Source organism: Phormidium sp. FACHB-592 (assembly GCF_014695795.1).
Classification (GTDB): domain Bacteria; phylum Cyanobacteriota; class Cyanobacteriia; order Leptolyngbyales; family Leptolyngbyaceae; genus Stenomitos.
This window is the reverse complement of the sequence record NZ_JACJOZ010000025.1, coordinates 11771-37866: the sequence shown is the minus strand read 5'-3', so window position 1 is coordinate 37866 and position 26096 is coordinate 11771. Positions and strand designations below refer to the sequence as shown.

The following is a 26096-nucleotide window of genomic DNA, read 5'->3' as shown; positions in this document are numbered from 1 at the left end:
AATTATGAGACCCTTGTTTTCCAAACGCACGCTATCCGACAGCGATGATCTCACACTCGTCGTCGAGAGACTTCGCCTCAGAGCCTATGCCAGCTTCTTGGTCGTTGTGCTTGTCGGCATTCTACTGACGAATTTATTCGCCAACATTGACTTGAATGACAGCCTACTCATGCAAGTGTTTGGGTTCAACAATATCTGTGTGTATTTCGACTACCCACCGTCTACTTACGTCCTTCCCTTTTTATGGGCGATTACGCTCGTCTTGATGCTCCAGTACATGGTGGCGCACTGGCTACAAATGAATGCACAAGTTGAGCAAGGCACCTTAAATCGGAAGCTATATAGAATCTTGACCCGCATGAAATTATTCGAGGCATTCACAGTGGTGAGCTTCTCGACGATCTTTGCGGTTAGTCCTGAGGGGTGGAACCACACGTTATTCATCCACACAGCGCCATTCTTTCTCTTGCAGGTCGGTCTTGTTTCGCAGGCTATATCCAACACGCTTCACGGCACAAAATCAGGTTACTGGCGTCGGCTAGGGCTTCCTGCTTGGTTCAACAGGGCCGCGATCATGTATTGCATCCTTTTCAGCATCATTGTTTTTTTCAAGATTCTCTCAGCAACGAACGCAATGGCAGGCAGCCCATGGTGGCATCAAACTGACATGTTGAAGAGGGTTGCCCAAGGCTTTGATCGCATGTTCTTTTTCCTCGCGGTCGTTGTGCCAATGGTCAAGATGACGTACTTAGCGTACTACAGAAGCGAAAAGCTGGAAGTCGTACACCTAACGGTAAGTTCAATCAAACAAGCATTGTTGCGTAAATCAATTCAGTAAGATCAAGGGTTTCAGCGATTTAAAACCGATAAAAATCAAAATTGTGGCTTCTTAAATGTCTGAAATCTTTATCTAGTAGCGAGCATTCATGCAACAACGTTGATCAAACGTGAGATCGATCATGTGCTTGGTGTGAAGATGGGGTTACTCAACAAGAACTAAATCAAATTCTTAACAATAAGTTGATGAACAATGTTCAGTTTTCAATTGAAGAAGTAGATTCTTTTAGTGTTAATGAGAAATCGGGAAAGTTTCAGCTTGTCGTCGTTTAAAGATCTTTTTGCAACTGCCAAATAGCTATGATGGAACCGATCGCGATCGTTGGCTTATCCTGTCTATTTCCCGGTGCCGAAACACCGGAACAATATTGGCAAAACCTGGTTGCTCAGAAAGATCTCACGTCTCTGGCAACGACAGAACAGATTGGGGTCGATCCCGATTGGTTCTATCATCGCCAAAAGGGCAAAGCGGATACGTTCTACTGTCAGCGGGGTGGCTATATCCGCGATTTTCAGTTTGATCCGACAGGCTATCGTTTGGATGCTGAATTGCTCCAGAGTCTCGACTCGATGCATCAATGGTCACTCTACGTGGCAAAGCAGGCATTACAAGATAGTGGCTATTTAGGAAACGCAGAAACCCTAGCACAATGTGGCGTGATTCTGGGCAACCTGTCCTTCCCAACTCGCCGTTCTCATCCCCTATTTGCCCAGATGTATCACCGGGCGTTGCAGCCCTCCCTGCAAGCGTTACTAAACTGTGATCATTTCAGATTCAATGAGAATACGAATCTACCCAATCCATTAAATGGCTTATTAGCTGGCTATCCTTCGGCATTGATTGCCCAGGCACTATCGCTATCGGGCCTGAACTTCTCTTTAGATGCGGCATGTGCGTCATCGCTATATGCTATCAAACTCGCCTGCCATTATCTTCAGACCGGTAAAGCGAACCTAATGCTGGCGGGTGCTGTGAGTGCTGCCGATCCCTTGTTTATCCACATCGGCTTTTCGATTTTTCAAGCCTATCCAGAAAACGATCGCACCTCCCCGCTTGATCGCTCCTCACAGGGGCTAGTCGCCGGGGAAGGAGCCAGCATGGTGGTACTTAAACGCTATGCCGATGCCGTGAAAGATGGCGATCGCATCTATGCAGCCATTCAGGGCGTTGGTCTTTCCAACGATGGCAGCGGGAAATTTGTGCTCAGTCCCAATCCTAAAGGCCAGATTTTAGCCTTCGAACGGGCATACAGCGAGGCTCAGATCAACCCCAGCCAGATTGAGTATGTGGAATGCCATGCTACGGGCACACCACTGGGAGATCGCACTGAACTCAACTCCATGGAGGCATTTTTTGGACGCACGAATACTACACCTTTGATTGGTTCAGTCAAATCGAATTTGGGGCATTTATTGACCGCAGCAGGGATGGCAAGTCTGCTGAAAGTGATTCTGGGTATGAACCATCACTCCATTCCGGCGACCCTGAATCTCACACAGCCTTTGAATTCAGAGCGAGGGAGGTTTACAGGGGAGCAAATGGTGCGATCGCTTATACCCTGGACAACCCCGATTAAACAGGCGGCGATCAGTGCCTTTGGGTTTGGCGGCACCAATGCCCATTTAATTCTGACCTCTGAGTTACTTGCGGTCGCACCTCAATCCACATCTGGTTCATCCTCTATCTCACCAAAACATTCACCTAAGAATTCACCCACTTTCAATCCAACGACCATTTTGCCGCTGGCGATCGTGGGAATGGATGCCCATTTTGGTGAATATGGCAGTCTGGATACCTTTGATCGTGCCATCTACAGCGGTACCCAATGTTTCAAACCTGTTCCCCCTCAGCGCTGGAAAGGAGTGGAATCCGATCCGGACTTGCTCAAAGTCTATGGCTTTACCAATGGTGAAGCGCCCCAGGGTGCTTATATTCAAGACTTTGAACTCGATTTTCTCCGGTTTAAGCTGCCTCCCCGTCAACAGGATCAGTTGATTCCACAACAACTCCTCGCCCTCAAGGTAGCTGATCGGGCAATTCAAGATGCCGGGTTACAAACCAGCCGTCCGGTCGCGGTGATTGTGGCCATGGGGACAGAGCTATCGCTACATCAGTATCGTGGACGTTGCGATTTGGTCTGGCAACTACAACAAAGTCTGGAACAAGCCGGACTAACGTTGACGGAAGCCCAACAAATTGAACTGGAAAAAATCACCAAAGACAGCCTCCATTCGGCAGCTGAGGTAAATCAATACACCAGTTTTATTGGGAATCTGATTGCTACCCGAATTGCCGCCCTGTGGGATTTCTCTGGGCCTGCGTTTACTCTATCGGCAGAAGAGAACTCAACCTTTCGTGCTCTGGAAGTGGCGCAATTGCTGTTAGCGGCTGGCGAAGTCGAAGCGGTGGTGATTAGTGCAATCGACTTGGCTGGAAGCTTTGAACATGTGCTCCTGAGGCAGTCCCAAAATCCGATTAATTGCGGCAGTCACACCCTCAGCTTTGATGGAAACGCGAACGGTTGGATGCTTGGTGAAGGCGCAGGCGCGGTTGTGGTCAAATCCCTGCCCACGGCACAACAGCAGGATGATCGCATCTATGCCATAGTTGACGCGATCGCCCTTGCTACCCAATCCACCCCAACGCAAGGGCAGGATGCCCCCATTGCACCGACTGCCGCAACCGTGACCCAGGCTTGCCAGCTTGCGCTGGACAATGCCGCGATCGAACCTGAACAGATTGGCTATCTGGAAGTCTGTGGGAGCGGTGTTGCGTCCACTGATACAGCGGAAATGGTTGGTCTTCTCGCTGCTTATGGTGCTGTGTCTGGAAGTACACAACCAACCTTAAGCTGTGCCTTGGGCAGTGTCAAAGCCAATATTGGACACACTTTCGTGGCAGCAGGCATGGCGAGTTTGATCAAAACCGCATTGTGTCTCCACCATCGCTACATCCCGGCGGTTCCAGCCTGGACAGCGCCCAAAGAGGGTGATCGCTGGCAGGGCAGCCCGTTCTATGTTGCCACCGACTCGCAATGGTGGTTCCTGCCCCCTGAAACACCCAGACGAATCGCTGCTATCAACGGTATGGGGAACGATGGCACGGTTGCCCATTTGATTTTGTCGGAAGTCGCAAACTCAGCGCCACGTCCCAATTCTCATCTGACCCATACACCGGGCTACTTGTTACCCATCGCTGCACAAAATCAGTCTGATCTGCGATCGCGTCTGCAATCCTTACAGCAGGTGATCGTGCAAACCGCTTGCTTGAAAGCAGTGGTTCACCAAACCCTGCACCAATTTCAAATTCAGGTTCAATCCTCTCTAGGAGAGGCGCCTTACCGATTGGTGATCGTCGGTACCAGTCAGGAGACGATACTTCAGGAAATTCATCTAGCATTTGCAGGCATCACAGCAGCGTTTGAGCAGGACACCGATTGGAAGACCCCATCCGGTAGCTACTTCACAGCAAAGCCGCTGGCAAACCAAGGGCAGATTGCCTTCGTTTATCCTGGCATGGCGAGTTCTGATCTAGGCTTAGGGCGAGATCTGTTTCGGCTATTTCCTTCTCTCTACGATCGCTTCTCTGGTCTAACCAATGAAGTGACTCAGGCGATGCAGACGGATTTGATCTATCCTCGTAGCTTAGAAAAGCCAACGAATCAGGTGCTGTCTCAACAGCACGCAACATTTTTCGGGAATGGAGCCGCCATGTGTTTAAGCGGCATCAGCCTAGCGGTACTGCACAGCCTGGTTCTGCGCGAATATTTTCAGATCCAGCCCCAGGCAGCATTTGGCTACAGTCTAGGTGCTGCCAGTAGTATGCTCTTTGCGTTAGGCGTTTGGCGCGATGACCACAATCTGAGTCAAACCCTGCATGCCTCTCCGCTGTTCACCACTGACCTCTGCGGTCCCTGCGAAACCGGACGACAGGCATGGCGGGTGCCGAATTATCAGACACAATTTTGGCAATCCTATGTATTAAAGGCATCCGTCGCAGAGGTTGAAGCGCTTCTCCAAGATGATCAGCGAGTCTTTATTACCTTTATCAATACTCCTAAAGAACTGGTGATTGCGGGCGATCCGGTGAAGTGCCAGCAAGTGATTCAGACCCTTCAATGTCTTGCCTTTCCAGTACGCTTTGAGAGCGTATTGCATAGCTCGATCGTACAGTCCCAATATAACGATCTGGTGCAGCTACACCAAATTCCGGTTCATCCGGTGACCGATATTCGGTTTTATTCAGGGGTCAGTCACGCGCCAATGCCTTTGGAGCAGAATGCGATCGCACATAATTCTGCCCAGATCTGCTGTCAGGTTGTTGATTTTCCAGCACTGGTGCAGCGTGTATATGCAGATGGCGCGCGCATATTCATTGAATTGGGCACGGGAAATTCCTGCTCACGCTGGATTTCGGAAATTTTACAGGCGCAGCCTCATGTAGCACTGTCGGTCAGTCTCAAGAAAAACGATGATCAGACAGGGCTGTTGCGCCTATTGGCGCAGTTGATCAGTCATGGTGTAGCACTCGATCTAGCACCGCTTTATGCAACCTCAAGCACAGAAAGCGATTTGACGCGATCGCTAATCAAAACCGTGACACTCGGCGGCGAGCGCCTCAGTGATACTCTTTTGAGCACAGACCATCGCCAATTCTTTCAATCTACCCAAACACCTTTGGAACCCCCAAAATTCACCATTATGCAACCACAAGATCCGCACCTAAAAAACTTTAGAATTCTGCAATTGCAACTGGTGAATGCCCAACAATTCACATCAAATCAATCAGCAACTACTGGCTTATTATCACAGAGTCAAGACCCTCAGATTGATCTGAGTCAAACCAATGCAGACGGAAACCAAGCAGCGGTGGTGAACGCACTGGAAACCCTGACCCAGAAACCTGAAAAAGCCAAAGATGCCATTTGGGATGAAGCAGATCTTCTGGAATTTGCTGAGGGGAACATTGCGAATGTGTTTGGCGCAGATTATGCCATTATCGATACTTACTCCCGACGGGTTCGATTGCCCATGCCACCGTATTTGCTGGTTAGTCGCGTGACTCAACTGAAGGCACAGCGCGGAGAGTTTAACCCCTCCTCCATGACTACCGAATACGATATTCCCCTGAATGCACAGTATTCTGTTGATGGTCAGATTTCCTGGGCAGTGGCGGTGGAATCTGGGCAGTGTGATTTGTTGTTGATTAGCTATCTAGGAATTGATTTTGAGAACAAAGGCAATTTAGTGTACCGCTTGTTAGATTGCACTATCACCTTCCTGGATGATTTGCCCAAAGACGGAGAAACGCTCCGTTACGATATTCAAATTAATTCTTTTGCTCGTAACGGTAAGAACCTGTTGTTCTTCTTCAGCTACAACTGTTTTGTCGGTGACAAGATGGTGATCAAAATGGATGGTGGCTGTGCTGGCTTCTTCTCTAATGAACAATTGCAGCAGGGGAAAGGAGTCATCTACTCGGCAAAAGAATTACACCAGCGCCAGCAAATCCAAAAGCAGTATTTCAATCCATTATTGATTTGCCAGAAGACGACGTTCAACTACAGCGATTTACTCAATCTATCAAGCGGTAACATTGCCGCTTGCTTTGGCAAACACTACTGGCAAGATCAACGCAATCCATCCCTCCGGTTGCCTGGAGGGAGTTTTCTCATGCTCGATCGGATTGCTTCGGTGGAGCCAACGAGCGGTGCCTGGGGCTTAGGGATAGTTGTTGGAGAGAAGGATTTGCATCCTGAGGATTGGTATTTTCCCTGCCATTTTAAGGACGATCAGGTGATGGCTGGCTCTCTGATGGCGGAGGGTTGTGGGCAACTTTTGCAGTTTTACATGCTGTATTTAGGCTTGCAACTCTGCACACTCGACGCTCGCTTTCAACCGCTGCCAGGAGTGGGTCAGGTGGTGCGCTGTCGTGGACAGGTCACCCCCACAACAGGAGTGCTCACCTACCGGATGGAAGTGACCGAGATTGGCTTTAACCCCAAACCGTTTATCCGTTGCGATGTTGAAATTATTCTTAACAGCAAGGTAATCGTTCACTTCAAAGATCTGGGTTTGCAACTGTCTGAGAAAAATTCTGCCCAGGCGATCGCTCCAGAGCAATTCTTGAGTTTAGCGCCCTATCCAGCCCAAGCACCCCGCAAACCTGCATTGCTCACTGAAGACCAAATTGCGGAATTCTGTACTGGGGAATTAGCCAAGTGCTTCGGGTCAGAATATGCCATTTACGACCAAGGAACTGTTAAAGCATCACGGATGCCGAACACACACTTGAATGTCGTCAGCCGCATTCTTGCAGTGGAAGGTGCACGGCATCAGATTACGAAAGGTTCGGCGATCGTGACGGAATATGATGTTCCACTCAACCCCTGGTACTATCGCCAAAACGCTGCCCCAACATTGCCCTATTCAATTTTGATGGAAATGGCATTGCAACCCTGTGGGTTTCTCTCGGCATATCTGGGCACGACGTTGATGTTCCCAGATAAGAGTCTTTATTTTCGCAATCTGGATGGTAAAGGGCATGTGCTGAAGGACATTGATCTGAGAGGAAAAACGATTACCAACCGATCGATATTGCTCTCCTCCAGCAATGTTCAGGGCATGATTATTCAAAACTTTGAGTTTCAAATGCACTGTGAAGGGGAGCTGTTTTATACAGGCACTGCCGCTTTTGGACACTTCAGCCCTGAAGCATTGGCAAATCAGGTGGGACTTGATCGCGGTCAAACAGTGTCTCCTTGGCATGAAGTAACGGATCATCATCTGCCTGTGATTATGCGATCGCTTGAAACTCCTGAAAGTCGAGCTAAGTTTTATCGCGTTGATCTCGAACGCCCGCACTATCGTCTCGCAGCGCACCAACTGGATCTCTTGCACCAAGTGACGCTGATCCCGAATGGTGGTTTGCACAATAAGGGGTATATTTTTGCCCAGAAGCAAGTACACCCCAGTGATTGGTTTTTCAAGTGCCACTTCAAAGATGATCCAGTTATGCCAGGTTCTCTGGGGATTGAAGCCATGCTACAAGCCATGCAGGTCTATGCCCTAGAGATGGATCTCGGGAAACATCTGAAATCACCCACCTTTAAACCATTAATCGATCATGCAATCACCTGGCGATATCGCGGGCAAATTCTCCACGGGCAAATAGACATGAGCCTGGAAGTTCATCTAACACAAGTTGAGACAGCCTCTGATCACGTCATCATAGTGGGTGATGCGAGTTTATGGAGATCAAAACTGAGAATCTATGAGGTGAAAAATCTTGCTATCATGCTGTGTTAACGTGATTCTCCAACGAAGGCGCACTAACGGCAAAGGCGCAAGAAACGAGAGACAGAGGGCAATCGGTTGTAGTGTAAGTAGCAAGGCAATGCTCTTACACTACAACCGCTAGAACAATGGTGCGCGTTCGCCCGTTGTGAGTTTGGTTCTAGAAGCTTGAGTGAAAGGCACTGGTGAAAAAGGGCAGTTCCTTTATTCCGTTTTGGAGAATCCAACATTCGCTGCTTCCGGGTGAGGCATTTGTGAATGAGCAAAAGCTCTAGTGCCACTGGCAAATGAGTGGCGTCAGCTTGCAAGGCTAGAACGCTGGTCTAGAGAGATACTGACCCATGGCACTACTCGTTTGCTAATAGCGCTACATCTTCGGCTCATGCACAGGTATTGAGTGCTTTAGTTCAACTTGACTCTGCTGACTTTACCCAGTTGTTGGAGGCAGCACAGTCGCTGCAGTGCTATCGTGCAACAATGGGCACTGTATGGCGGAGCATTGACCGCTGGGTTCAAGGCAGCGAGTTCGCAAGCAAATAGACGAAGCCTCCAGTCGTTACGGCCATGAGATGAATCGGCAGTTGAAGCTTGAACTACATAGCCCTGAGGAAAGGCCAGACTTGAACCAGGGTAGCAAGCAGGCACCCTAACGGAGAAGTATTAAGCAGTGAGAGTGAAGCTGAATTCTGAAGCCTTTGAAGCGTGACACTGACACTATGAATCGTTCTTTTCCACCAGAGCTTCAACGAGCAATTCAGCAAAGCTTGCAGGCAAGCGCTGCTCAAATGGGGCAGCCGCTGCCCGATGTTGTAGCAGAACAACTGTATCAAGACGCCAAGGCTCTGCTGGCTCATCTTTCCTATGAGCCTCTCACCTTAGCACGGGTAGCAGGCACACTGCTCGTGTACCGCGTGCAGGACACAGAACCGGAAGAATTAGAGTGGTTCAAAGCTCAAGTGCAGCAATGCTCCAGTGATGAAGCGATTGAGGAACTCATCGAGTCCATGCATCGGGTTGACGCGCTGTAGCCCAAGATTCTTTGCCTTACAAGTGAATGATCCTGGCAAGCCTCATCCTGCCATAGTACCGTCAACTTAACGGAGCAGCATCAGCATGAAGCACGATTGTCTTTAAAGCTTCAGCGTGGCTCAAAACCATGAAGCAGGTTTCATGCCAGCGCTTGCTCGCCCATCGACGCTTTGTTGGCGTTGCTGTGCTCGGTATAGCCTTGCAAGATGACGCCAGATTTTTGCTCATTCACAACAGTACGGTACTCTGGTAGAGCAAAGTTGCCAGTACTAACTAGCGCACGGACATAACAGGGGAGGAAACAAGAGCCGCTTCATTGGCACATAAACCGGGCGTGGCCAACGGAGCAAGCGGTAACGACCACAGAAGCAGCAAGCCAGTAGTTCTCAGTGTGACGAGCCAACTGAGGCAGAAGCACTTTTGTTCCATTCTGTTATTTCCGTAATTGGTGTGGTGACCAAACCAAAGGCTTTAACGGTGATTGCATTGTAAGGCGCTAGCAGTAGCCGTTATGGTGAAACTTGAGTAGCAACAAGCGAGTACTCTGATCGTTACTCAGCAGTACCTAAAAGTGAACCAAACAGCGTTGGTCGTAAGAGTCATGCTGTCCTTTCTACTATGAACACAGTGACGGGTTTCACCATTGACGGTGCCAGCTCTACAGACCTAGACGACGCGGTTTGGGTCGAGGCAGACGGCAACAACACGCGCGTGCAAGTACACATTGCTGACGTAGCGAGCAATGTGCCACAGGACAGCTTTCTCGACCGTCAGGCACTCAAGCGTGGTGAGACCGCGTACTTGCCCACGACGCGCAAGCCACTGTTTCCCCATAGTCTTGAAGCGTCCATGAGTCTGTTGCCCTTCGTGGAGCGACCGGTCATCACGGTGGACATACTGGTTGACCCACAGGGCGAGCTGTTGGACGTGCAGCTCAGTGAAAGCGTGTTGGTGAGTCAGGAGCAGTTCAGCTATGAAGCCGTTGAGGGCGTACTGAGAGGCGCACCACACCACTTGCAACCCCAATTGCAACTGTTAGAACGTGTGACGGGACTACTAGCCTTGCAACGGCAGCAGCAGGGGGCTGTGTTTGGTCGCACCGTCGGGACCAACTACGTTGACGAAGACGGTCGCGTGGTCACGCAAAGTCTGCGGTCACAGCAAATCATTGCCGAACTCATGATCTTGACCAACCGGGTCATTTCAGAATTTATGCGTGACCACAAGTACGAGTGGCTCTACCGCACACACGATTACCGTGACTTGAGCGAGCTGCCGGCTGAGCGACAGCAGTTTGTGCAGGAGTTGAAGGCAATCGCTGACGACGAGCAACTGAGACGAGCACTCGCAAGCCATTACGACCGTGCGCGTTACAGTCCTGAAGCAAAGCCACACGTGGGACTAGGTTTAGCGGTTTATGCACATACGACCTCGCCCATTCGACGGTACGCTGACCTGGTGAACCAACGGTTGTTGAAGGCAGCGTTAGACGGTCAACCAGTGCCGTACATGCCTGCGGTGCTGACTGACATAGCCACGCAACTGACAGCGCTGCAACACGACAAGCGTGACCAGAAAAACGCGTGGTACAGAGAGCAACGACGCACTGAAGTCGCGCAACAAGTGCAGCAGACTGACCTGTCAAAGTTGTCGCCAGAGTTGTTTAGTAAGGCCTTGAAGCAGGTTGTGCTTGACGGTCAGTGGCAGGCGTTAGAACAGACGCTACTGCAACGGCTAGCAGACGGCACGCTCACTACGGTGGACTTCTACCAGGTGTTGGTAGTCATACCCAACACGCCTGAGAGCGTGAGCTTCAAGCTGCAAGTTTGGGCAGCGATCGCTGACAACTCCATGAGCCTGCAAGTCCTGAACCTGGTCCGTACTCACTGGAAGCCAACGACTACAGTTGAGTTCCAAGAGCAAAGTACACCAGACGGTTGGGCAGCGCTCTGTGTGGTGACCCAGGAAGGCAAAGAGCAGTGTGCGACTGTCTGGTCAGTGGCTCAACGTAAAGCGTTGGCACAGCAGGAGTCTGCGTACCGCTGGCTAGAGGCGTGGGTCTGGGGCGAGCTGGTGACACCAGCACAGGCAGCGTTACCAGAGGCAAAACCAGTCTTGCCGGTTGAGACCGGACGTCCCGCACCAGAACTGTTACTATCCACGCACCAGACACCGGACTACGTCAGTGCGCTTAACCAATACGCCCAGCGCTTGGGTGTGCCGTTACCGTCGTACAGCTTTGCACCAACCCCCGAGCCCAACGGTTTGTTCCAATGCGTCTGTGAGTACCTTGACCTTGTGGGCAAGGGCGAGGGCACAAGCAAAAAGCAAGCCAAGCATAAAGCGGCTCAGTGTGTGTGGATACAGGTGGAGAGGGGTTAAGCCGTGCGTTTTAGATACTGCTTTGCCTGCTAAGCGGCAATGAGGCGGTTAGGATCAAAGGACTGCTGCGACTTTAAGACACTGTAGATAAGCCGTAGTAGTTTATGCATCACGGCTCCAATCGCTTGCATCTTGGTCTTCCCAGCAGCGTAGAGGCGATCACGAAAAGCCGTAATCACAGCACAGTGGTAAATTGCCACGAGCGCTGGGAGATAAAGCGCTTTGCGCAGATGCAGGTTCTCTACTTGACACATGCATATTTTCACGAAATCGGCACCCAGTTGCAGCGACCTCCGGCAGGGGTTCGACCCCTCAGCTTATCTGAAGCCACCTTTGTCCTCCCTGTATTGCTTTAAGCCAACTTTAAGGTGCCGATTTTAGGTAAGAATTAGGTGCCGATTTTTGCGAGAATCACCTGCCGAATTTGAGTGAGAATAGGGTGCCGAAGCAAGTGCAATTTTGCGACACAAGCGCGTCTTACCCTGCACGAGAAACCAAGGGCTTCGAGGCGATGCATGAGTGCTTGCAACTGTTCCACTTCTGGCGGGTGTGGTTGTCACAGCAACGGCTGCATGCGCTCGCAGAAATAGGCAATGGTCACGGCAGCCGCACGGTCGTTTTTGATGCGGCTCAGCTGGCACTGACCGCATGCCTCAAGCCATAAAGATAGGCTGCTAACGCGTTGCCATAAACCTTGGCGGCTTCAAGGCAGGCAGGCACTTGCACGACCCCTTGGTGAGTCAACCACTCGCTCAGTGGCGCAAAGCCTTCCGACTGGTTGGTAAAGACTTTGCTTTTAGGCTGCCGTTCGGCAAAGCATCACCGAGGTGAACTTGAAGGTAAAAGCGTTGTACGGAAGCTGCTTGTAACGGTTGCGTTATTAATTTGCTAATTGCGCCAAATTATGGCTCTTCCCAGGTTTTGGTGATCTGGGTTCTGCAACAGCTTGGAAACCTAGCAGCTGCGTAATCAAGATCAGCGGCTACGCTCTTTTTCACCAAAAGCTGGGAAGAGCCCATTCTTTCTGCTCACTACAATTGAACTCATTAGTTTTTGTGACACAACTCTTTAAACGGAGCAAACAGCATCGAGGGCTTGCGAGAGTAGGGATTCCGGCAGGTGGGGTACCAGGGCAAGGAGGACACTGGTACGGTGAAATCTAGACTGGATGGAGCGAAAAGCATCCAAAGCTTCGGGAATGACCTCCGGCAGGTGGGGTACTAAGGCAGCGAGGCTACTGGCACGGTTAAACTCAGACTGAATGGAGCGAGCGGCTTCAAGGGCTTCAGGAATGACCTCCGGTAGAGAGCACGCCAGAGCAATGAGGACGCTGGCACGGTTAAACTCAGACTGGATGGAGCGAGCGGCTTCAAGGGCTTGTGGGAGTAAGGATTCCGGCAGATAAGGTGCTAGGACCCGGAGAGCCTGAGCACGGTTAAACTCAGATCTGGCACGGTTAAACTTAGATCTGGCACAATCAGCCTCCGACTGGAAGGAGTGAGCCGCATCGAGGGCTTGCGGAAGTAGAGATTCTGGCAGATGGGGAGCAAGGGCATTGAGGGCAAGGGCACGGGCGGATGCTTCCCAGAGGGAGGGAGCGGTATCAAGGGCTTGTGGAAGCAAGGATTCCGGCAGATGAGGCGCAAGGGCAGCAAGGACACGGGCACGGTAAGCCCCAGATTGGACGGAGCGAGCGTCATCAAGGACTTGCGGGAGCAAGGATTTCGGCAGATGGGGTACTAGAGCCGTTAGGGCCATAGCGCGATAAGACCTAGACTGGATACTGCGTGCATCATCGAGGGCCTTAGGGAGTAGCGTTTCTGGCAGATAGGGTGCTAGGGCAATGAGAATACTGGCACGGTAACCGGCTTCCCTAATGTGACGAGCAACATCGAGGGCTTCGGGAATCACCTCTGGCAGGTAAGGTGCCAGCGCTGCCAAGGCAACGACACGGTCATACGCAAACATCCTAGAGCAAGCGGCAGCGAGAGCTTCGGGAACCACCTCTGGCAGGTAAGGTGCTAGGACAGCTAGGGCAATAGCACAATTACCTTCACGCATAGCATAATTACCTTCACGCTGGAATGCTCGAGCGGTAGCAAGAACTTGCGGGATGAAGGGTTGCGGTAAACGGGAAACTAGGGCAGTTTGAGCACCGATAGGAGGAGGTGACGCCGATTGAGTGGAGCAAGCGGCCTTTAAGGTTTGCGGGAGTAGCGATTCCGGCAGATGACTCGGGACACCTGGCGCACAGGCACGATGTGTCTGAGTCCAGATGAAATTTCTGCTATCGCTGAGGCGTTGTGGAAGCAGGGATGATTGTAGGTGGGGTACTAGGGCAGTCAGGACACGAGCGCGACCGGACTCAGACTGAAGGGCATGTACGGCGTCGAAAGCTTGCGGGAGTAGCGTTTCCGGCAGGTAAGGTGCCAGGGCAGCGAGAGCATGGGTTCGCTCTGACTCAGACTGAAGCTTACGTACGACATCGAGGGCTTGCGGGAGTAGCGTTTCCGACAGGTAGGGTGCCAGGGCAGCGAGAGCATGGGTTCGCTCTGACTCAGACTGAAGCTTACGTGCGACATCGAGGGCTTGCGGGAGTAGCGTTTCCGGCAGGTAGGGTGCTAGGGCAGCGAGAGCATGGGCTCTGCTAGAGGCATGACTCTGCTGAACGGAAGCGAGACCTTGAGCCGCTGTCCAGCGTCCTTCTTCTACCAAAACAGCTATCAGTTTACTGGGAATATTAGCAACCATAAAAGTCTAGAGAAAAACTACAAGGGCTGAAAGACTACTTTCCATGTGCCTCATGGTTACCCGTGATCTACCAGATTCAAGGGAATCCCTGCTAGCTTGGCAGAAGATGCAAAGGCTACAAACAGACATTGCTCTTCTTATTTTGCCTCAATAGGAAAATTAGCTTAGTTTGTTTAGTGGGAGGATTTCTCTCTGCTGAACTACAAGGCTTTTTTAACTACATAGTCTTGAAGCCACTTTTCTGCTTGATTCAAAAAATTTTGCGTTCAAAGTTTTCTTCAGCTTTAGGTTAAGCGTCAGGGTAGCGGTGCGATGTAGGGCTCTGGTCTCGAAATTCGTGAGCCTTACGTTTGAAGAAGCTCTACTAGGGCAGTTTTTCAGCAGCCATCCCTCATTAGCAGTCCAGTGCCAACGTAGAAAGCTAAGTGTTAGCGGATGCCGCTAAGCCTCCTAAGTGAGTCAAAAGCCTTCTGTGAATGAGCAAAAAAGAAGATGATAAGTCTACCTGTTGGTGCAAAACAGCCTAGATGAGTAGTGCCTGGACAGGTGAGTGATCATGTCTGCCTTCATCTAATTACATTAGGCTAGGTCATAAATGACAGTACCGTATGCAGTAACAGAGCCAGGAATCACTGAAGAGCCTTATTTAGGGAAAGCTGGGACCGGACACCATAACTGGCTTTGGGACCGGACACCATAACTGGCTTCCTAAATTTCTAGCAAGTGGAGCGCCTAACTCTGAGTAACTGGAGGTGGAAGCTTAGTCAACCCCACTGCGCCTGTGGCACGATGACTGCCGATCAAAAGTGCTGCCACTGCAACAGAGAAGGAGTAGGCATCGGAAGGTAGGGAGGTCAGTTCAGTCTTTCCCACCCTACTATTGGCTATTTTTTGTGACACAACCATAGATTTTTAAGTACAATCACTCAAATTCGATTTCAGCTTTTCAGGATTGATTTGAAATTGAATGCTTGGTGTTTTTCTTTTCCCAGATAGCTCTTGCGCACCAAGAACATACCCCTCTTGCTGCAATTCCTCAACAGTGCGCCAGAAAATTTGATTATTTCGTGAGGAATTACTTCCTAGCAAATCAAGATTTTTGAACAAGTATTGTTTAGAAATCGCTAGATACTGACCCTCTCGCGGGGAATCCCACTTGAGTCGGCTTGCAAGATAAATCAATAGTTTGGTTCTATAGTCATTTTTAGTATTACTACCAAGTTTTTGAGTCACTTCGACATCGCCAGCAAACAAGACGTAATCACCAGTACGGCTCGGTCCTTCAAAGAACTCTAAAGAGACTGTGTAAGAATCAGCTAATTCATAAGTGTAGTCAGCAGCTTTTACGAGATCAAAGTCGCGTGAGAGGTTTTCGATCTTGTAGCTTCGGATACGCAAGATACTCTTGATAATTACCTCTGCTCCAATTTTATTGCCTTCCCTAAGAGACTTCGCTAAAACTAATTCGACTCGATGCAGCGCCACAAGGTCACGGTTTAATTGCGAGCGCACTTTGGCATGAAAACTACCACCCTTGGCACGTGAATAACCGAGGCTTTCCAATAAGTCATTTGAGCGGAAAGTCACTACTGGGCCATTGTTTTGCTCAGCTGCGAGCTTGTAGAGATACAGTACAATCCCAACCTGCCGGGGGTTGAGAAAAGTCAAAAGTGCCATGAAGAGGCGCTGAATCCGACGATCCTGTATTTTTTCAAGCCCTTTACCAATGCCTTGAGCGACCAGAGCCGGAAGGTCAAGGCTATCATACTGCTGCTTTAGTTCTTCCCACTCGTCAGTCGTTAGATCCTCAAGTGGAACCCGCCGCGTCACTGCAACTTCACCAGCATCATTCGCATCTGCCTCAACCCGCATCTCTAGATAGTACCCATCCCCATCGGAACGTAGAATGGGCAACCGGACATCTGGATTATTGACTGATGCTGCAGCTCTAGGCAGGACCATGAGCAACTGTCCATCGACTGGGAAAGTCAGATCTTTTTCACTCAAAGTCATAAGGATAGAGGAGTAAGCATGGAGGAATTCTACTAGAGATACCGAGTTTCGATCCGATACACCTTAGATCTGTTTTACAGGTTCTATCACTCCGGCGTATGTTTTTGCTCTCATGTTCTATCACTCCCACGTATAGATTGGTCTATCACGCCGACGTATTGTTTAAGCAAGATCTATCACTCCGGCGTACAAAAGGGTCTATCACTCTCGCGTATAAATCTGGGCGGGGTTACCTATGCAAACCTACTTTGTGTAGTTACTAAGAGAACTGTTCTATCACTCCCGCGTATCAATTGGTCTATCATACCGAAGGATACAGCAGCTCTGTTCTATCACTCCCGCGTATAGATAGTTCTATCACTCCTGCGTATTGCTGTTCTATCACTCCCGCGTAAAGTGCTGGTATGAATAAATTCAGCACGTTTTGTGAAGAGAGTTTCGGTGTTTAATGAATGGCATCTACCTCCAATGCGTCTGTTTCTGGAGGTAGCAAAGAAGGTTAAGTTCAGTTGCGTGGGGGTTTACATGCCATGATCTATGGCTGCACTGAAGTCATATTAGAAGTGAATTTGGTCTAATCCGCCAAGGAATATCGTTTTAAAGTCACGAAGAAACCGGGACAGAGCCTCGCCAAAGTCTCAATTATCCCGGCTTCCTGCACTTTAGTTGAAGAAACAGCCATTTCTTCAGCTAAGTTTGTATATCTGCATCATAGCAGTTCTGATGATTTACCAAGCAATAGTGTTTGCCAGAGGTATTCTTAATATCTCTGGTAGGCTTTTGTTGGCTTACTAAGCAATCATTTTGTTGCAGTAAATTTTCAGGTAAGCAGGAAACCGTGGTAAAGCGGGTCTAAAGAGAGTTATCTGAACCGGTTCCATTGAAATGGAGCCGTTATGACCATTGCTCAATCAACTACCTGTTTTCGCTACATCCAGGATTGGAGTGATCACTTCCTGCGACTCTTTCCACATCGTTTCGATTTCATTTGGGCAGAACATTCAAGTCCGAGTGCTGAAGTGGAGTGGAAAACTGAAAGTCGTCATCCCTTAAGTGATCGTCTCATCCAACAAGGTGCTTATCTCTTTGGTGTTCGCTTTGGTGCAGAGACAAGCTACTGCTTGCTTGACGTTGACACTGGCAGCGTCTATCACCCTAACAATGATCCATTTGCCCTTTCCCGTATTGTTGCGGCACTAGAACCATTGGGGCTAGTAAGTCCTGTAGCCTGCACGTCTAGCTACAGCGGTGGGTTACATCTCTACTTTCCCTTTCAGTACCCTCAAAGCTCTTGGCAATTGGCGATCGCGCTTGCCTGTCTACTCGAAAATGCTGGCTTCAAACTCCAACCGGGACAACTCGAAGTCTTTCCCAATCCCAAACCCTACTCAACCGACAACATTCCTAGTCTCTTCAACGCCCATAGACTTCCACTTCAAGCAGGCTCCTACTTACTCAATGAAGCATTTGAGCCAATCTGGAGTGATACCTGCACGTTCACCAGCCAATGGCAGCTGGCACAACAGCGGAACGATCTTGCTAGCAGAACACTCAAACAAATCCTGAAGCAAGCTAAACGCAAGCATTTTGGCGTTTCAGGCAAAGCAGAGAAGTTTGTCAATGACTTGAACGCTGAGATTGAACTTGGTTGGACTGGCAGTGGTCAAACCAATCGGCTCTTAGGGCGCATTACGATGCGAGCCTACATTTTTCACCATGTGCTTTCGGGTGGAGCACCCTTAGTAGGCACGGCACTGGTGAGTGAGATTGTCGAAACGGCACAAGCACTCCCAGGTTATAGCGAGTGGTGCCGTCATCAACATGAAATTACACACCGTGCTGAGGAATGGGCACACTGCATTGAGGGGAGCCACTACTTCCACTTTGGCGACCAGCTGAAAAAACCAAAGCCAGATTTTCAAGATCCAGTACTCACAGCCGCGATCGAGCAAGCTCCATCTTGGAATCAACGCCGAGCGGCAGCAACCAGAGACCTCATCCGCCGAGCCATAGCAACTTTACTAGAGCAAAATGCTCTGCCAGTGAGACCTACCGCCCGCTTTCAAGCACTATTGAAATTTGGCATCGGTGGAGCATCCCTGTATCGACACCGTGACCTATGGCATCCCAGTCATTTTGGACTTGACTCAAACCAAACGGTAGCAGATGTCTTTACCGTGCCTGTGGAAAACCCCCCAGACCCCCCAAGCAGCAAAACGGACAGCCAGTTAGATTGCTTTGATGAAGCATCTAACTGGCTCAGTCCTCCAAGCTTATTATCTGACAATGATGGTAATAAGCCTTCTGGCAAGGCTTTGAGCGATCTTTGCACCATGCTTACTTCTGTAATGGACAGTAATCACTCGGTAGAACCTGACGTCTATCAGGTCATTGCAGAGGCACAGCAAGTTGTACGGGATGCTCAACCACTTTCACTGAACGACAGCGGACAACAAGAACCCTTTCAAGCAGTGGCTCGAAGTGCTCGAGCACAGCAGCTTAAAGCTGAGGCAGCTAACCAAAGGCAAAGAACCCGGATGCAGGCATTCTTAAACTCGGGCGATCCTATTTTGGTGGCAGAGGCACTGGCATGGATACAAGTGAACCCAGGTGTCTTGGAGGTTAGTCAGCTACAGCTTGATCTGTTAACCAAACACCAGTCAGAAGCGACATTCATCGAGCGCTCCGTCTTGCTGGCTGCGGTCGAATCACAAAGGCAGCGCTTGACTTGGTCAGAGCAACAAGTAGTGCATGATCTCCAGCAGCGTTTCGGCAAGAGCAGTTTAGCTACGCTGAGTGATCTGGAGTTACAGCACTGGTTAAAGCTGTTGAAGCAGACACCAATTGATCAACGAAGGCGAACGGTTGATTAAAGGCAACGGTCTAATGCCTTTTCCTGCGGGCTGGGGGGAGGCATCCAGCTGTTGACAGAAGCACCGCACTTTTGTCCTGGCAAAACGACTTTTTACCGAAGAAACTATGCCTAAGCGTCTCAACTTCGACAAACTCCGTGAGTCACTCCAGCAACTTAGCTTGGAACAGGCAAGGCAACTCCACACAGATCTAAGCGCCATCGTGCAAGCTCTAGAGCAGAAAGCTGCAAGCTCAGCAACGGTTACGGCAAACAGGCAGGAGGTTCTGGAAACCAAAAATATAGGCGATCGCCTTTATCAGTTAGAGCGCATACGCTGTGGCAAAGTCGGCTGTAAGTGTGCTGGCGAGCATGGCGAGTTGCATGGTCCCTACTGGTATGCCTATTGGCGAGATAATGAGAAGCTGAGAAGTCGTTATGTGGGTAAGCGATTGCGGCAAGTGGAATGAAGTCAGCACCCCGCACTGAGGTGACGGGGCTTCGTGCCTCTAACGACAGTTAGCTGACCAGCCTCAGTCTTTACTGACTACGTTTTCAGGGTCATGACACCGATAGATGCTTTCCAGTCTGTTGCTCTGTCGTCAGCCGTCAAACAGCTTTACGAGGGGTAAGGCAGTGCGGCTGACCGAACAAGCGACTGCCCTTAGTCGAGTAATTAGTTCTTATGTACAAACCGTTATTTCTTATGTAAGTACCGTTGCAGAAGTGGAACAGTAGGAGTACATCACTTTGCACATAAGATTTTGTTGTTTGTACATAAGAAACGTGTAAGCAGCTTTGGCGACAGCACTTGACGTGGAAACCCTCAAAACAATGATGAATGCTGCTAATTTCTTATGTACAGAGGGTCTTTTTCTTATGTACAGAGGGTCTTTTCTTGCAGTCAACTTGTACATAAGATTTTGTTTTTTGTACATAAGAAAATTTGTCACTCACGTAGCGCCAAGCCACCGCCAAGCTCACAAATTAGTTTTGGCAACCATTCCCTGCTCCCGGAGACTGCTGGCAAAATTCTACAGTGGCTCAACCTAATTACATTTTTCCGTCCTGTGCTCTCCGTGTTTGAGCCCGCCGCGCTTCTCGCTGCCGTTTCTCCAATGCCTGTTGTATTTGCACCACGTTTTGCGTCAACGTCGTCTTCACGGTATGCCACGGGTGTGTTCGCAACGCCCGCTGCACCCTGGGCGACTGCTGCAAAAGCCCCACGATCGCCTCCGTCTTATACCCCTGCTGACATGCTAACGCTGTCACCGCAGACTCAATTTGCTGTACGTCCGTCAGCCCTCGCTGTTGGGTCTGTGCTGACAACACTTCCCACCGTTCCTGGTCACTCGCATTCTGTAAGCCCACCCAAACCGCTCGTTGCTCCAGCGCTTCAATGTGGTTTTGCGTCCACTGGAGCAAAGCCTTAAGGCTCTCTGCTTGCACTTGCTTATTCGTGCTTACTGACCAACCATCTCTTAAGCCGTCTTCTTGCTCTGCATCAGCGATCGCTACGGGTGGCAGGTCTAAGGTACCCTCACTTAGTACGACCGCGGCGGCTTCTGGGGCTAAGGCTGATTCTGTTACAGCAGGAGCGCTACTTGGCTCTGTGACCAGCGGTGGTTCAGGCTCAATGAATGCTGTAACAGAAACCGTTTCTACTGTAATTGATTCTGTTACAGCATGTTTGACTAAGCAATCTCGTTCCGGTGGCACGACCGCAAAAGCTCTTCCTGTCTCGGTTTCAGTCGCTTCTGATTCTGTTACAGAATGATCTGAGCCTGCGTTTAACTCAGTTTGTGTTGGCTCAGTTGCTACGTCTATAGGCAGCGCTGCTAATCGTGCAGCATCTACCTGAGCCTCTACCGTTACCTCGTCTGCCCCAAAGCTGATCCCAAAGATGGACTCTAAGCCCCGTTGCGTGTAACGCTTGCCCAACTTAGTGGCTGAAAAGGTGCGCACTTTATTGTTTTCTATTGCTAGCTGGTAGAGCAGTGCCCAACTCCCATCGTCTCTAGGTGTGGCTATGAGCGTCACTCCTGCCTGCTGCAGCTTATTTTGTAAGTCCTCCAGCGTCTCTGTCCCTACGACACAACGTTCAATGCTCTCCTGTATGACCCGTCGGGGTATGGGTTTTCCCGTCTCACGAGACTGCCTAACTTCCGCCACACTGGGCGCTTTGACGTCCACCTCCCAACTGTTCTTGAGCCTCGGTAGGTCAAACTCTTCCTCCAGCGTGCGCATAGCAACTTCGGTGCGGCGTTTCTGGAAGCTGTCGTTGACCACTTGCCCGTCCAGCCGGATACGATTTTCAATTAAATGAAGATGGCAGTCATCAGTGTCGTTGTGTTTGGCTAACACAAACTGGTTCATGACTGGATCAAAACCCATGAGATCCATGAACCGGTGCGCGATCGCTCGTAGTTGAGGCGGTTCTAACTCAGAGGAAAAGGCAATGGAGAAGTGCGCCACATAGTTTTCAGTGTGCCGTTTTGCCCCATTGCGGTGATGGGGTTGAAAGGCGACCTCAAACTCGCGTGCCATCACGGCTGGTGTGTCTGCTGCGCAATTGGTGTCCAGCAGTTCTGCTTTGTCTTTCGTCAGCACATAGTTGAGACAGCCGTAGGCACTTTTGCCCACCGTCACTTTAGCAATTGGCATGGGAGGAGGGAGCGGAAGGAGGGAGCGTGTCCCTTCTAGTGTTCCCTCCAATAGTGGGGTGATTGTAAGGTCAACACGTTTAAGACTGGCATCTTGAAGGTCAACACCGCTGAAGTTGGCTTGGCTCGAGTCCAACAGCCCCTGAGCAGGACTTATGTTTCGTTACCCGATTGCTTTTAAAGGCCTTTTCACCTCAGGAGACAAACTCTGTTTTATATACGGCTGTCTAGTGCCTGGCAGCTTGGTTTAATTCCGTATAAAAAGCGCCAGTAGGGTCATAGTTGGCTAGATAGCTTGTGGTAATTTTTATGCGGTTGCATTTAAAACAGCCAGCATGAAGGTGGCAGTACTCACCTTATTCAGACTTATTCCAAGCCTGTAACCACTTTTCTGTCTCACAGTCCTAGCAAAGTAAGCGCTCTTCTCTGTGGTTCATAAAAGCTAGCTCTTACCGAGCACTTTTTCCGTTTCCAACTCAAACACTCACTGCTTCAGTCCTCAGTAGCTCTTCACTGGCTGTCTCCTGCGGCTCCATACCAAGAAGCGCCAGTCGCATCGTTTTCACTTCTTGTAGGGCGTTGCTTAACAAACTTCTCACTGCTTCTGAGGACTCTCCTTGCACTGCTTGAGTAAGCGTTCCCTGCAATTTACTCAACTCGGCATAAACTAAAACGTTGCTGTCTGGTATCACCGTTACGGCTGGTTCTAAACAGCAACGACGAATGTACTCTGCCTGCGACAAACCGCTCATTTGCACAAATCCGTCAAAGCGTTCCTGGTCCGCTTTGTGTTCTAACTGCGCTTTAATCACGCGTGGTTTCGATTTCGTGTTCTTGTCTTTAGACGTCCTGCTAATGCTGGTCATAGAATCTCGTGACACCTGTTTCAAAATAGGGTTGCTGACCCGTTGTGACTAACCCTGTCCCTTAGCTAGCTCAGCCTTTGAAGCTGTGCCTAATGTCAAAATTGCTTACGGCAGCAGTGGCAGTTGTGGTACCAGGATGCACTGCTTGCTCCTGTTGAACTAGGGGAACACTCAGCCTCCAGCCGGTTCACGGTTCCTGTTAGTTTGGCACGCTTCTCCCCATTCCTCACGCGGTAATTACCCGTAACTTTAGTCATGCATGGGCTAGATTAGCTTACGCAAGACTGCGCCTAATTCGTATTAGTGCCATAACTCACTCAGCTCTTTTACTCTCCTAGGTGCTCTCAGCGTCCTCTCCTCAGGTAGGTTTACCAGGCAAACAAACTCTCACAGTCGGGTACCGTCTCTCTTTGACGGTCAAGCTGTTAAAGCAGATGGCTTTCTTCCGTAGGGTTGCTGTTGCGACTGCTTACCTTCATAGTGTCTTCCTATGGCAGCTTTATTCTAGGGTTAAGTTACTTCCTTTCACGGGTTAATATGATAGCAAGTTTGCTCTAACGGCTCAGTTAGTATGTGATGACTGTAGCAACAACTGCTTGGGTTCGTATGTGACGGCGGCGGCTACTACTGCCGGCCTAGTGTTTTGGCTCCTTCGCTACTACTGCTTTCATTCTGTTTTCGTCAATCCCTACTTTGCACTCAGTTGGTGTCTTCCTACAGTGGCTTTCCAGGTATGGCGAAGGACTTGGGTGGCTGAGCTGGGAGCGGTGCAAGCGGGTGTGAAGGAACGGCTAGGGCAGGGCTTGAGAGCAAGGAAAGGGGAGAGCAAGGAGACAGGGCTTGTCCTGAACAAAAGGTGCTGTGTGTCACTCCCATTGGTGGTCAAACACTCTCCGTCGCTCCACTGCTCACAAGCACTCAGGTTTATCGCTTAAACACCCCAACTGTTGGTGGTGCAACAGACTACCGCTCGCTGTCAGCGATGGTTTTACCCTTCCTGCATGATCCACATCAGAAATCCCAACAGTTGGTCAACTGGCGGGAGCGGGTAGTCCACCAGATCCAGAGTGACGGTACGGTCTTGCAAGTTCAGAAAGCGCCACTGGGTGCCGTTACTGACCACGCCATAGACTACGGGTATGGCTTTGCCGTTTAGTTGTTAGACGGGAAGCCCCGCGCTCTACCTGTACTCAGGTGAGCGTCGGGATAAGAGGCGCGTGAGTTGAGGTGCGTTGCCTGACCGATTCCGCAGGACAGGGAAGGCAACAGCGCCGAAACGAACAGCTAATACCCCTGGTTCTGGACATATTTTCGGAGTACAGCTAGGGGCGCGTCGCCACACGAGTCAATCGAGTAGGATTCATTCCAAAAGCCTTTCTCCCAATCCCAGTACGCCTCTCGTAGTTGCACCTCAAATTCTTGCCTGACTCTACGACTGCTGACTGATTTGACGTTATCAATAAACTTGCTGAGTTGCAGTTGAGGCGCATAGCGAAAGACGAGATGCAAATGGTCAGCTTCCCCATTGCATTCCAATAGCTCACACTGCCACTTGGTACAGAGATCAGCCATGATTGCTTGCAACCGTTGCAGCATAGCAGGCGGTATCACTTTCAACCGAAATTTGGTGGTTAAGACTAAATGAGCGTACAGCCTTGAAACACCTCTAGACCTAGCGATATATCTGTTTGTCGGCATGACGCAATAATATGAGCGTGTTATAATTTTGGCATGAATAAGCCTGCCCTAGCAAGCAACTGAAATCTATGAAAAAATCTAAAGCGCCTCTTAAAAAAGTTGTTGCCACATTTGACAGTTGTGATCACTCTAAATTTATTACTGGTGTTGGTCTTCATGAACTACTTGAATGTGGGCATGTCATCAAGGTGAAGCAAGACATCTACGGCTATATGAATGCAGTGCGACGACGATGTAAGCAATGTGAGAACGGAAGTAGCTGGCATCAAATCCCTGAAAGCATATTGATGCTTAACCACTAGATGAAAAGCGCCTATCAGTACCGACTTTATCCAGATTCGCAGCAGAAAGTGCAACTCAATCAATGGCTGCGGATTTGTCAGTATTGGTACAACCGGATGCTGGGTGAACGCTTCGACTGGTGGGAGCAAAACCGTTGTGCGGTCAATGCGTGTCCGTTGATTTGCCATCTGCCAGCACTCAAGGAAAAGCCCAACTATTACAGCCAGAAAAAGCAGCTACCGGACATCAAAGCTGACTTGGTATTGGTCAGGCATAGCAGGGAATTGGTGGACTTCACGGAGCCGTATTCCACCATCTTGCAGAACGTCTGCAAGCGCGTTGAAAAGACGTTTGAACGGTTTGTGCGGGGTGACTGCAACGGCAAGCGTAGCGGTAGACCACGCTTCAAAGGTGCGGCTCGTTATCGCACAATGCTATTTGATGGCGCTGACGATGCTTGGCTGAAGTTTTGCACCATCAACGGCAAACGGTTGTTCATGACCCTGCCCAAAGTCGGGCTAGTCCAAGTCAGAATGCACCGACCACTGCCAGAAGGTGCGAACCTGAAGCAAGTTTTGGTCACGAAAAAGGCTGATGGTTGGTACGTCTCGCTGGTTTTAAGCGATGAAACGGTGCCTGGGTCAACGCCAGAGGTGATTATCCCCACCTGGGAGAACTCGCTAGGACTAGACGCGGTGCTGCATGAAGACTCCTATCTAGCGACCTCTGAAGGCGAGAAACTACCGTCACTCAAGCCGCTGCGCCGGAACGAAGCGAAGAAAGCGGTTTTGCAAACCAAGAAAAACAGCCGCAAGAAAGGTTCTCGCAGGCGTAGAAAGCTGGCAAAACGGGAAGCACGGCTCGGTTTACGCATCGCTAGAAGCCGTAAGGATTTCCAGTACAAAACCGCTCATAAACTCAAGCGAACTGGCAAGAAAGTTTTCTTTTACGAAAAACTCAACCTGCAAGGTCTGAGCAGGCGTCACGCCCCCAAACAAGACGAGAGTGGGGTTTACTTGCCGAATGGTCAGGCGGCAAAGTCAGGACTGAATAAGTCCTGGCACGATGCTGCCTTTGGTCAGTTCTTTGACATCCTCCGTCTCGTAGCTGCAAAAGCTGGAGCCGTCGCGATGGAACAGAACCCCGCTTATACTTCTCAATTGCTGTCCTATCGGGATGAATTTGTGCTCACCGATTGCAGCATCCGGGAGTATTGGGATGAGGCAGAAAAGTTATGGGTTAACCGTGACATCAATGCCGCCGTCAACCTAAAACGTGTGGGGCTGGACTTGTTCCCCACCTTAAAACGCCGTAGAGGGAATCCGGTCGTGGTTGCTTCCATGACTCATAGTACCTCGAAGGAAGTTCTAATCGCCCTCCGGGGTATTAGAAGCCCGCGCTGTACTGCTTCGGTCAGCGTCGGGTAAG

The 26096-nt window shown here is 50.0% G+C and carries 14 protein-coding genes; 8 read left to right on the top strand and 6 right to left on the bottom strand.

The window, feature by feature from the left end:
• Nucleotides 1–4: 4 nt before the first annotated feature.
• From H6F86_RS05560 to H6F86_RS05545, 4 genes are all read left to right on the top strand, one after another.
• Nucleotides 5–838 (top strand): hypothetical protein, encoded by an 834-nt coding sequence (locus H6F86_RS05560; protein ID WP_190447114.1) that lies wholly within the window; start codon nt 5–7, stop codon nt 836–838.
• A 299-nt stretch (nt 839–1137) separates the two neighbouring features.
• The gene (locus H6F86_RS05555; RefSeq protein WP_199305105.1) at nt 1138–8145 is read left to right on the top strand and encodes a PfaB family protein; all 7008 of its coding nucleotides are present in this window, start codon (nt 1138–1140) and stop codon (nt 8143–8145) included.
• Nucleotides 8146–8849: 704 nt separating this feature from the next.
• A complete protein-coding gene (locus tag H6F86_RS05550; RefSeq protein ID WP_190447113.1) occupies nt 8850–9161 on the top strand; it encodes a hypothetical protein in 312 nt (103 codons plus the stop codon).
• 619 nt (nt 9162–9780) lie between these two features.
• The gene (locus tag H6F86_RS05545) at nt 9781–11544 is read left to right on the top strand and encodes an RNB domain-containing ribonuclease (protein WP_190447112.1); all 1764 of its coding nucleotides are present in this window, start codon (nt 9781–9783) and stop codon (nt 11542–11544) included.
• Between the two features lie 29 nt (nt 11545–11573).
• Here the strand turns inward: H6F86_RS05545 and H6F86_RS05540 are convergent, their stop codons facing one another.
• The 3 genes from H6F86_RS05540 to H6F86_RS05530 all read right to left on the bottom strand — a co-directional run bounded on the left by H6F86_RS05540 (nt 11574) and on the right by H6F86_RS05530 (nt 16308).
• On the bottom strand, nt 11574–11798 hold the full coding sequence (locus H6F86_RS05540; protein ID WP_190447111.1) for a hypothetical protein: 225 nt from the start codon (nt 11796–11798) through the stop codon (nt 11574–11576).
• An 814-nt stretch (nt 11799–12612) separates the two neighbouring features.
• Nucleotides 12613–14295 (bottom strand): apoptotic protease-activating factor, encoded by a 1683-nt coding sequence (locus H6F86_RS05535; RefSeq protein WP_190447110.1) that lies wholly within the window; start codon nt 14293–14295, stop codon nt 12613–12615.
• Between the two features lie 912 nt (nt 14296–15207).
• Nucleotides 15208–16308, bottom strand: a complete 1101-nt coding sequence (locus tag H6F86_RS05530; protein WP_190447109.1) for a hypothetical protein — start codon at nt 16306–16308, stop codon at nt 15208–15210.
• Between the two features lie 896 nt (nt 16309–17204).
• Here H6F86_RS05530 and H6F86_RS05525 point away from each other — a divergent pair.
• Both H6F86_RS05525 and H6F86_RS05520 read left to right on the top strand, forming a co-directional pair.
• Complete coding sequence (locus H6F86_RS05525; protein WP_190447108.1) at nt 17205–19181, top strand: hypothetical protein; 1977 nt, start codon at nt 17205–17207, stop codon at nt 19179–19181.
• Nucleotides 19182–19287: 106 nt separating this feature from the next.
• Nucleotides 19288–19629, top strand: a complete 342-nt coding sequence (locus H6F86_RS05520; RefSeq protein WP_190447107.1) for a DUF6788 family protein — start codon at nt 19288–19290, stop codon at nt 19627–19629.
• A gap of 583 nt (nt 19630–20212) precedes the next feature.
• On the opposite strand, the gene H6F86_RS05510 is transcribed toward H6F86_RS05520, so the two are convergent.
• Nucleotides 20213–21823 carry a relaxase/mobilization nuclease domain-containing protein gene (locus H6F86_RS05510; protein WP_190447105.1) on the bottom strand — a complete coding sequence of 537 codons (1611 nt, stop codon included), beginning with the start codon at nt 21821–21823 and terminating at the stop codon, nt 20213–20215.
• Between the two features lie 475 nt (nt 21824–22298).
• Nucleotides 22299–22688 (bottom strand): hypothetical protein, encoded by a 390-nt coding sequence (locus H6F86_RS05505; RefSeq protein ID WP_190447104.1) that lies wholly within the window; start codon nt 22686–22688, stop codon nt 22299–22301.
• 856 nt (nt 22689–23544) lie between these two features.
• On the opposite strand from H6F86_RS05505, the gene H6F86_RS05500 reads away from it, so the two are divergent.
• Nucleotides 23545–23844, top strand: coding sequence for a hypothetical protein (locus tag H6F86_RS05500; RefSeq protein ID WP_190447103.1), 300 nt, complete (start codon nt 23545–23547; stop codon nt 23842–23844).
• Between the two features lie 128 nt (nt 23845–23972).
• Here H6F86_RS05500 and tnpA read toward each other — a convergent pair whose 3' ends face one another.
• Nucleotides 23973–24386: an IS200/IS605 family transposase gene (tnpA, locus tag H6F86_RS05495; protein ID WP_190447102.1), complete on the bottom strand. Its 414-nt coding sequence runs from the start codon at nt 24384–24386 to the stop codon at nt 23973–23975.
• A gap of 302 nt (nt 24387–24688) precedes the next feature.
• Here tnpA and H6F86_RS05485 point away from each other — a divergent pair, with 302 nt between their 5' ends.
• Nucleotides 24689–26095 carry an RNA-guided endonuclease TnpB family protein gene (locus H6F86_RS05485; protein WP_190447100.1) on the top strand — a complete coding sequence of 469 codons (1407 nt, stop codon included), beginning with the start codon at nt 24689–24691 and terminating at the stop codon, nt 26093–26095.
• Nucleotide 26096 lies beyond the last annotated feature (1 nt).

Bases quoted from the DNA above. Each gene is read 5' to 3' on its own strand.
- H6F86_RS05560 (WP_190447114.1), top strand. From the start codon at position 5: ATGAGACCCTTGTTTTCCAAACGCACGCTATCCGACAGCGATGATCTC.
- H6F86_RS05555 (WP_199305105.1), top strand. From the start codon at position 1,138: ATGATGGAACCGATCGCGATCGTTGGCTTATCCTGTCTATTTCCCGGT.
- H6F86_RS05550 (WP_190447113.1), top strand. From the start codon at position 8,850: ATGAATCGTTCTTTTCCACCAGAGCTTCAACGAGCAATTCAGCAAAGC.
- H6F86_RS05545 (WP_190447112.1), top strand. From the start codon at position 9,781: ATGAACACAGTGACGGGTTTCACCATTGACGGTGCCAGCTCTACAGAC.
- H6F86_RS05540 (WP_190447111.1), bottom strand. From the start codon at position 11,798: ATGTGTCAAGTAGAGAACCTGCATCTGCGCAAAGCGCTTTATCTCCCA.
- H6F86_RS05535 (WP_190447110.1), bottom strand. From the start codon at position 14,295: ATGGTTGCTAATATTCCCAGTAAACTGATAGCTGTTTTGGTAGAAGAA.
- H6F86_RS05530 (WP_190447109.1), bottom strand. From the start codon at position 16,308: ATGACTTTGAGTGAAAAAGATCTGACTTTCCCAGTCGATGGACAGTTG.
- H6F86_RS05525 (WP_190447108.1), top strand. From the start codon at position 17,205: ATGACCATTGCTCAATCAACTACCTGTTTTCGCTACATCCAGGATTGG.
- H6F86_RS05520 (WP_190447107.1), top strand. From the start codon at position 19,288: ATGCCTAAGCGTCTCAACTTCGACAAACTCCGTGAGTCACTCCAGCAA.
- H6F86_RS05510 (WP_190447105.1), bottom strand. From the start codon at position 21,823: ATGCCAATTGCTAAAGTGACGGTGGGCAAAAGTGCCTACGGCTGTCTC.
- H6F86_RS05505 (WP_190447104.1), bottom strand. From the start codon at position 22,688: ATGACCAGCATTAGCAGGACGTCTAAAGACAAGAACACGAAATCGAAA.
- tnpA (WP_190447102.1), bottom strand. From the start codon at position 24,386: ATGCCGACAAACAGATATATCGCTAGGTCTAGAGGTGTTTCAAGGCTG.
- H6F86_RS05485 (WP_190447100.1), top strand. From the start codon at position 24,689: ATGAAAAGCGCCTATCAGTACCGACTTTATCCAGATTCGCAGCAGAAA.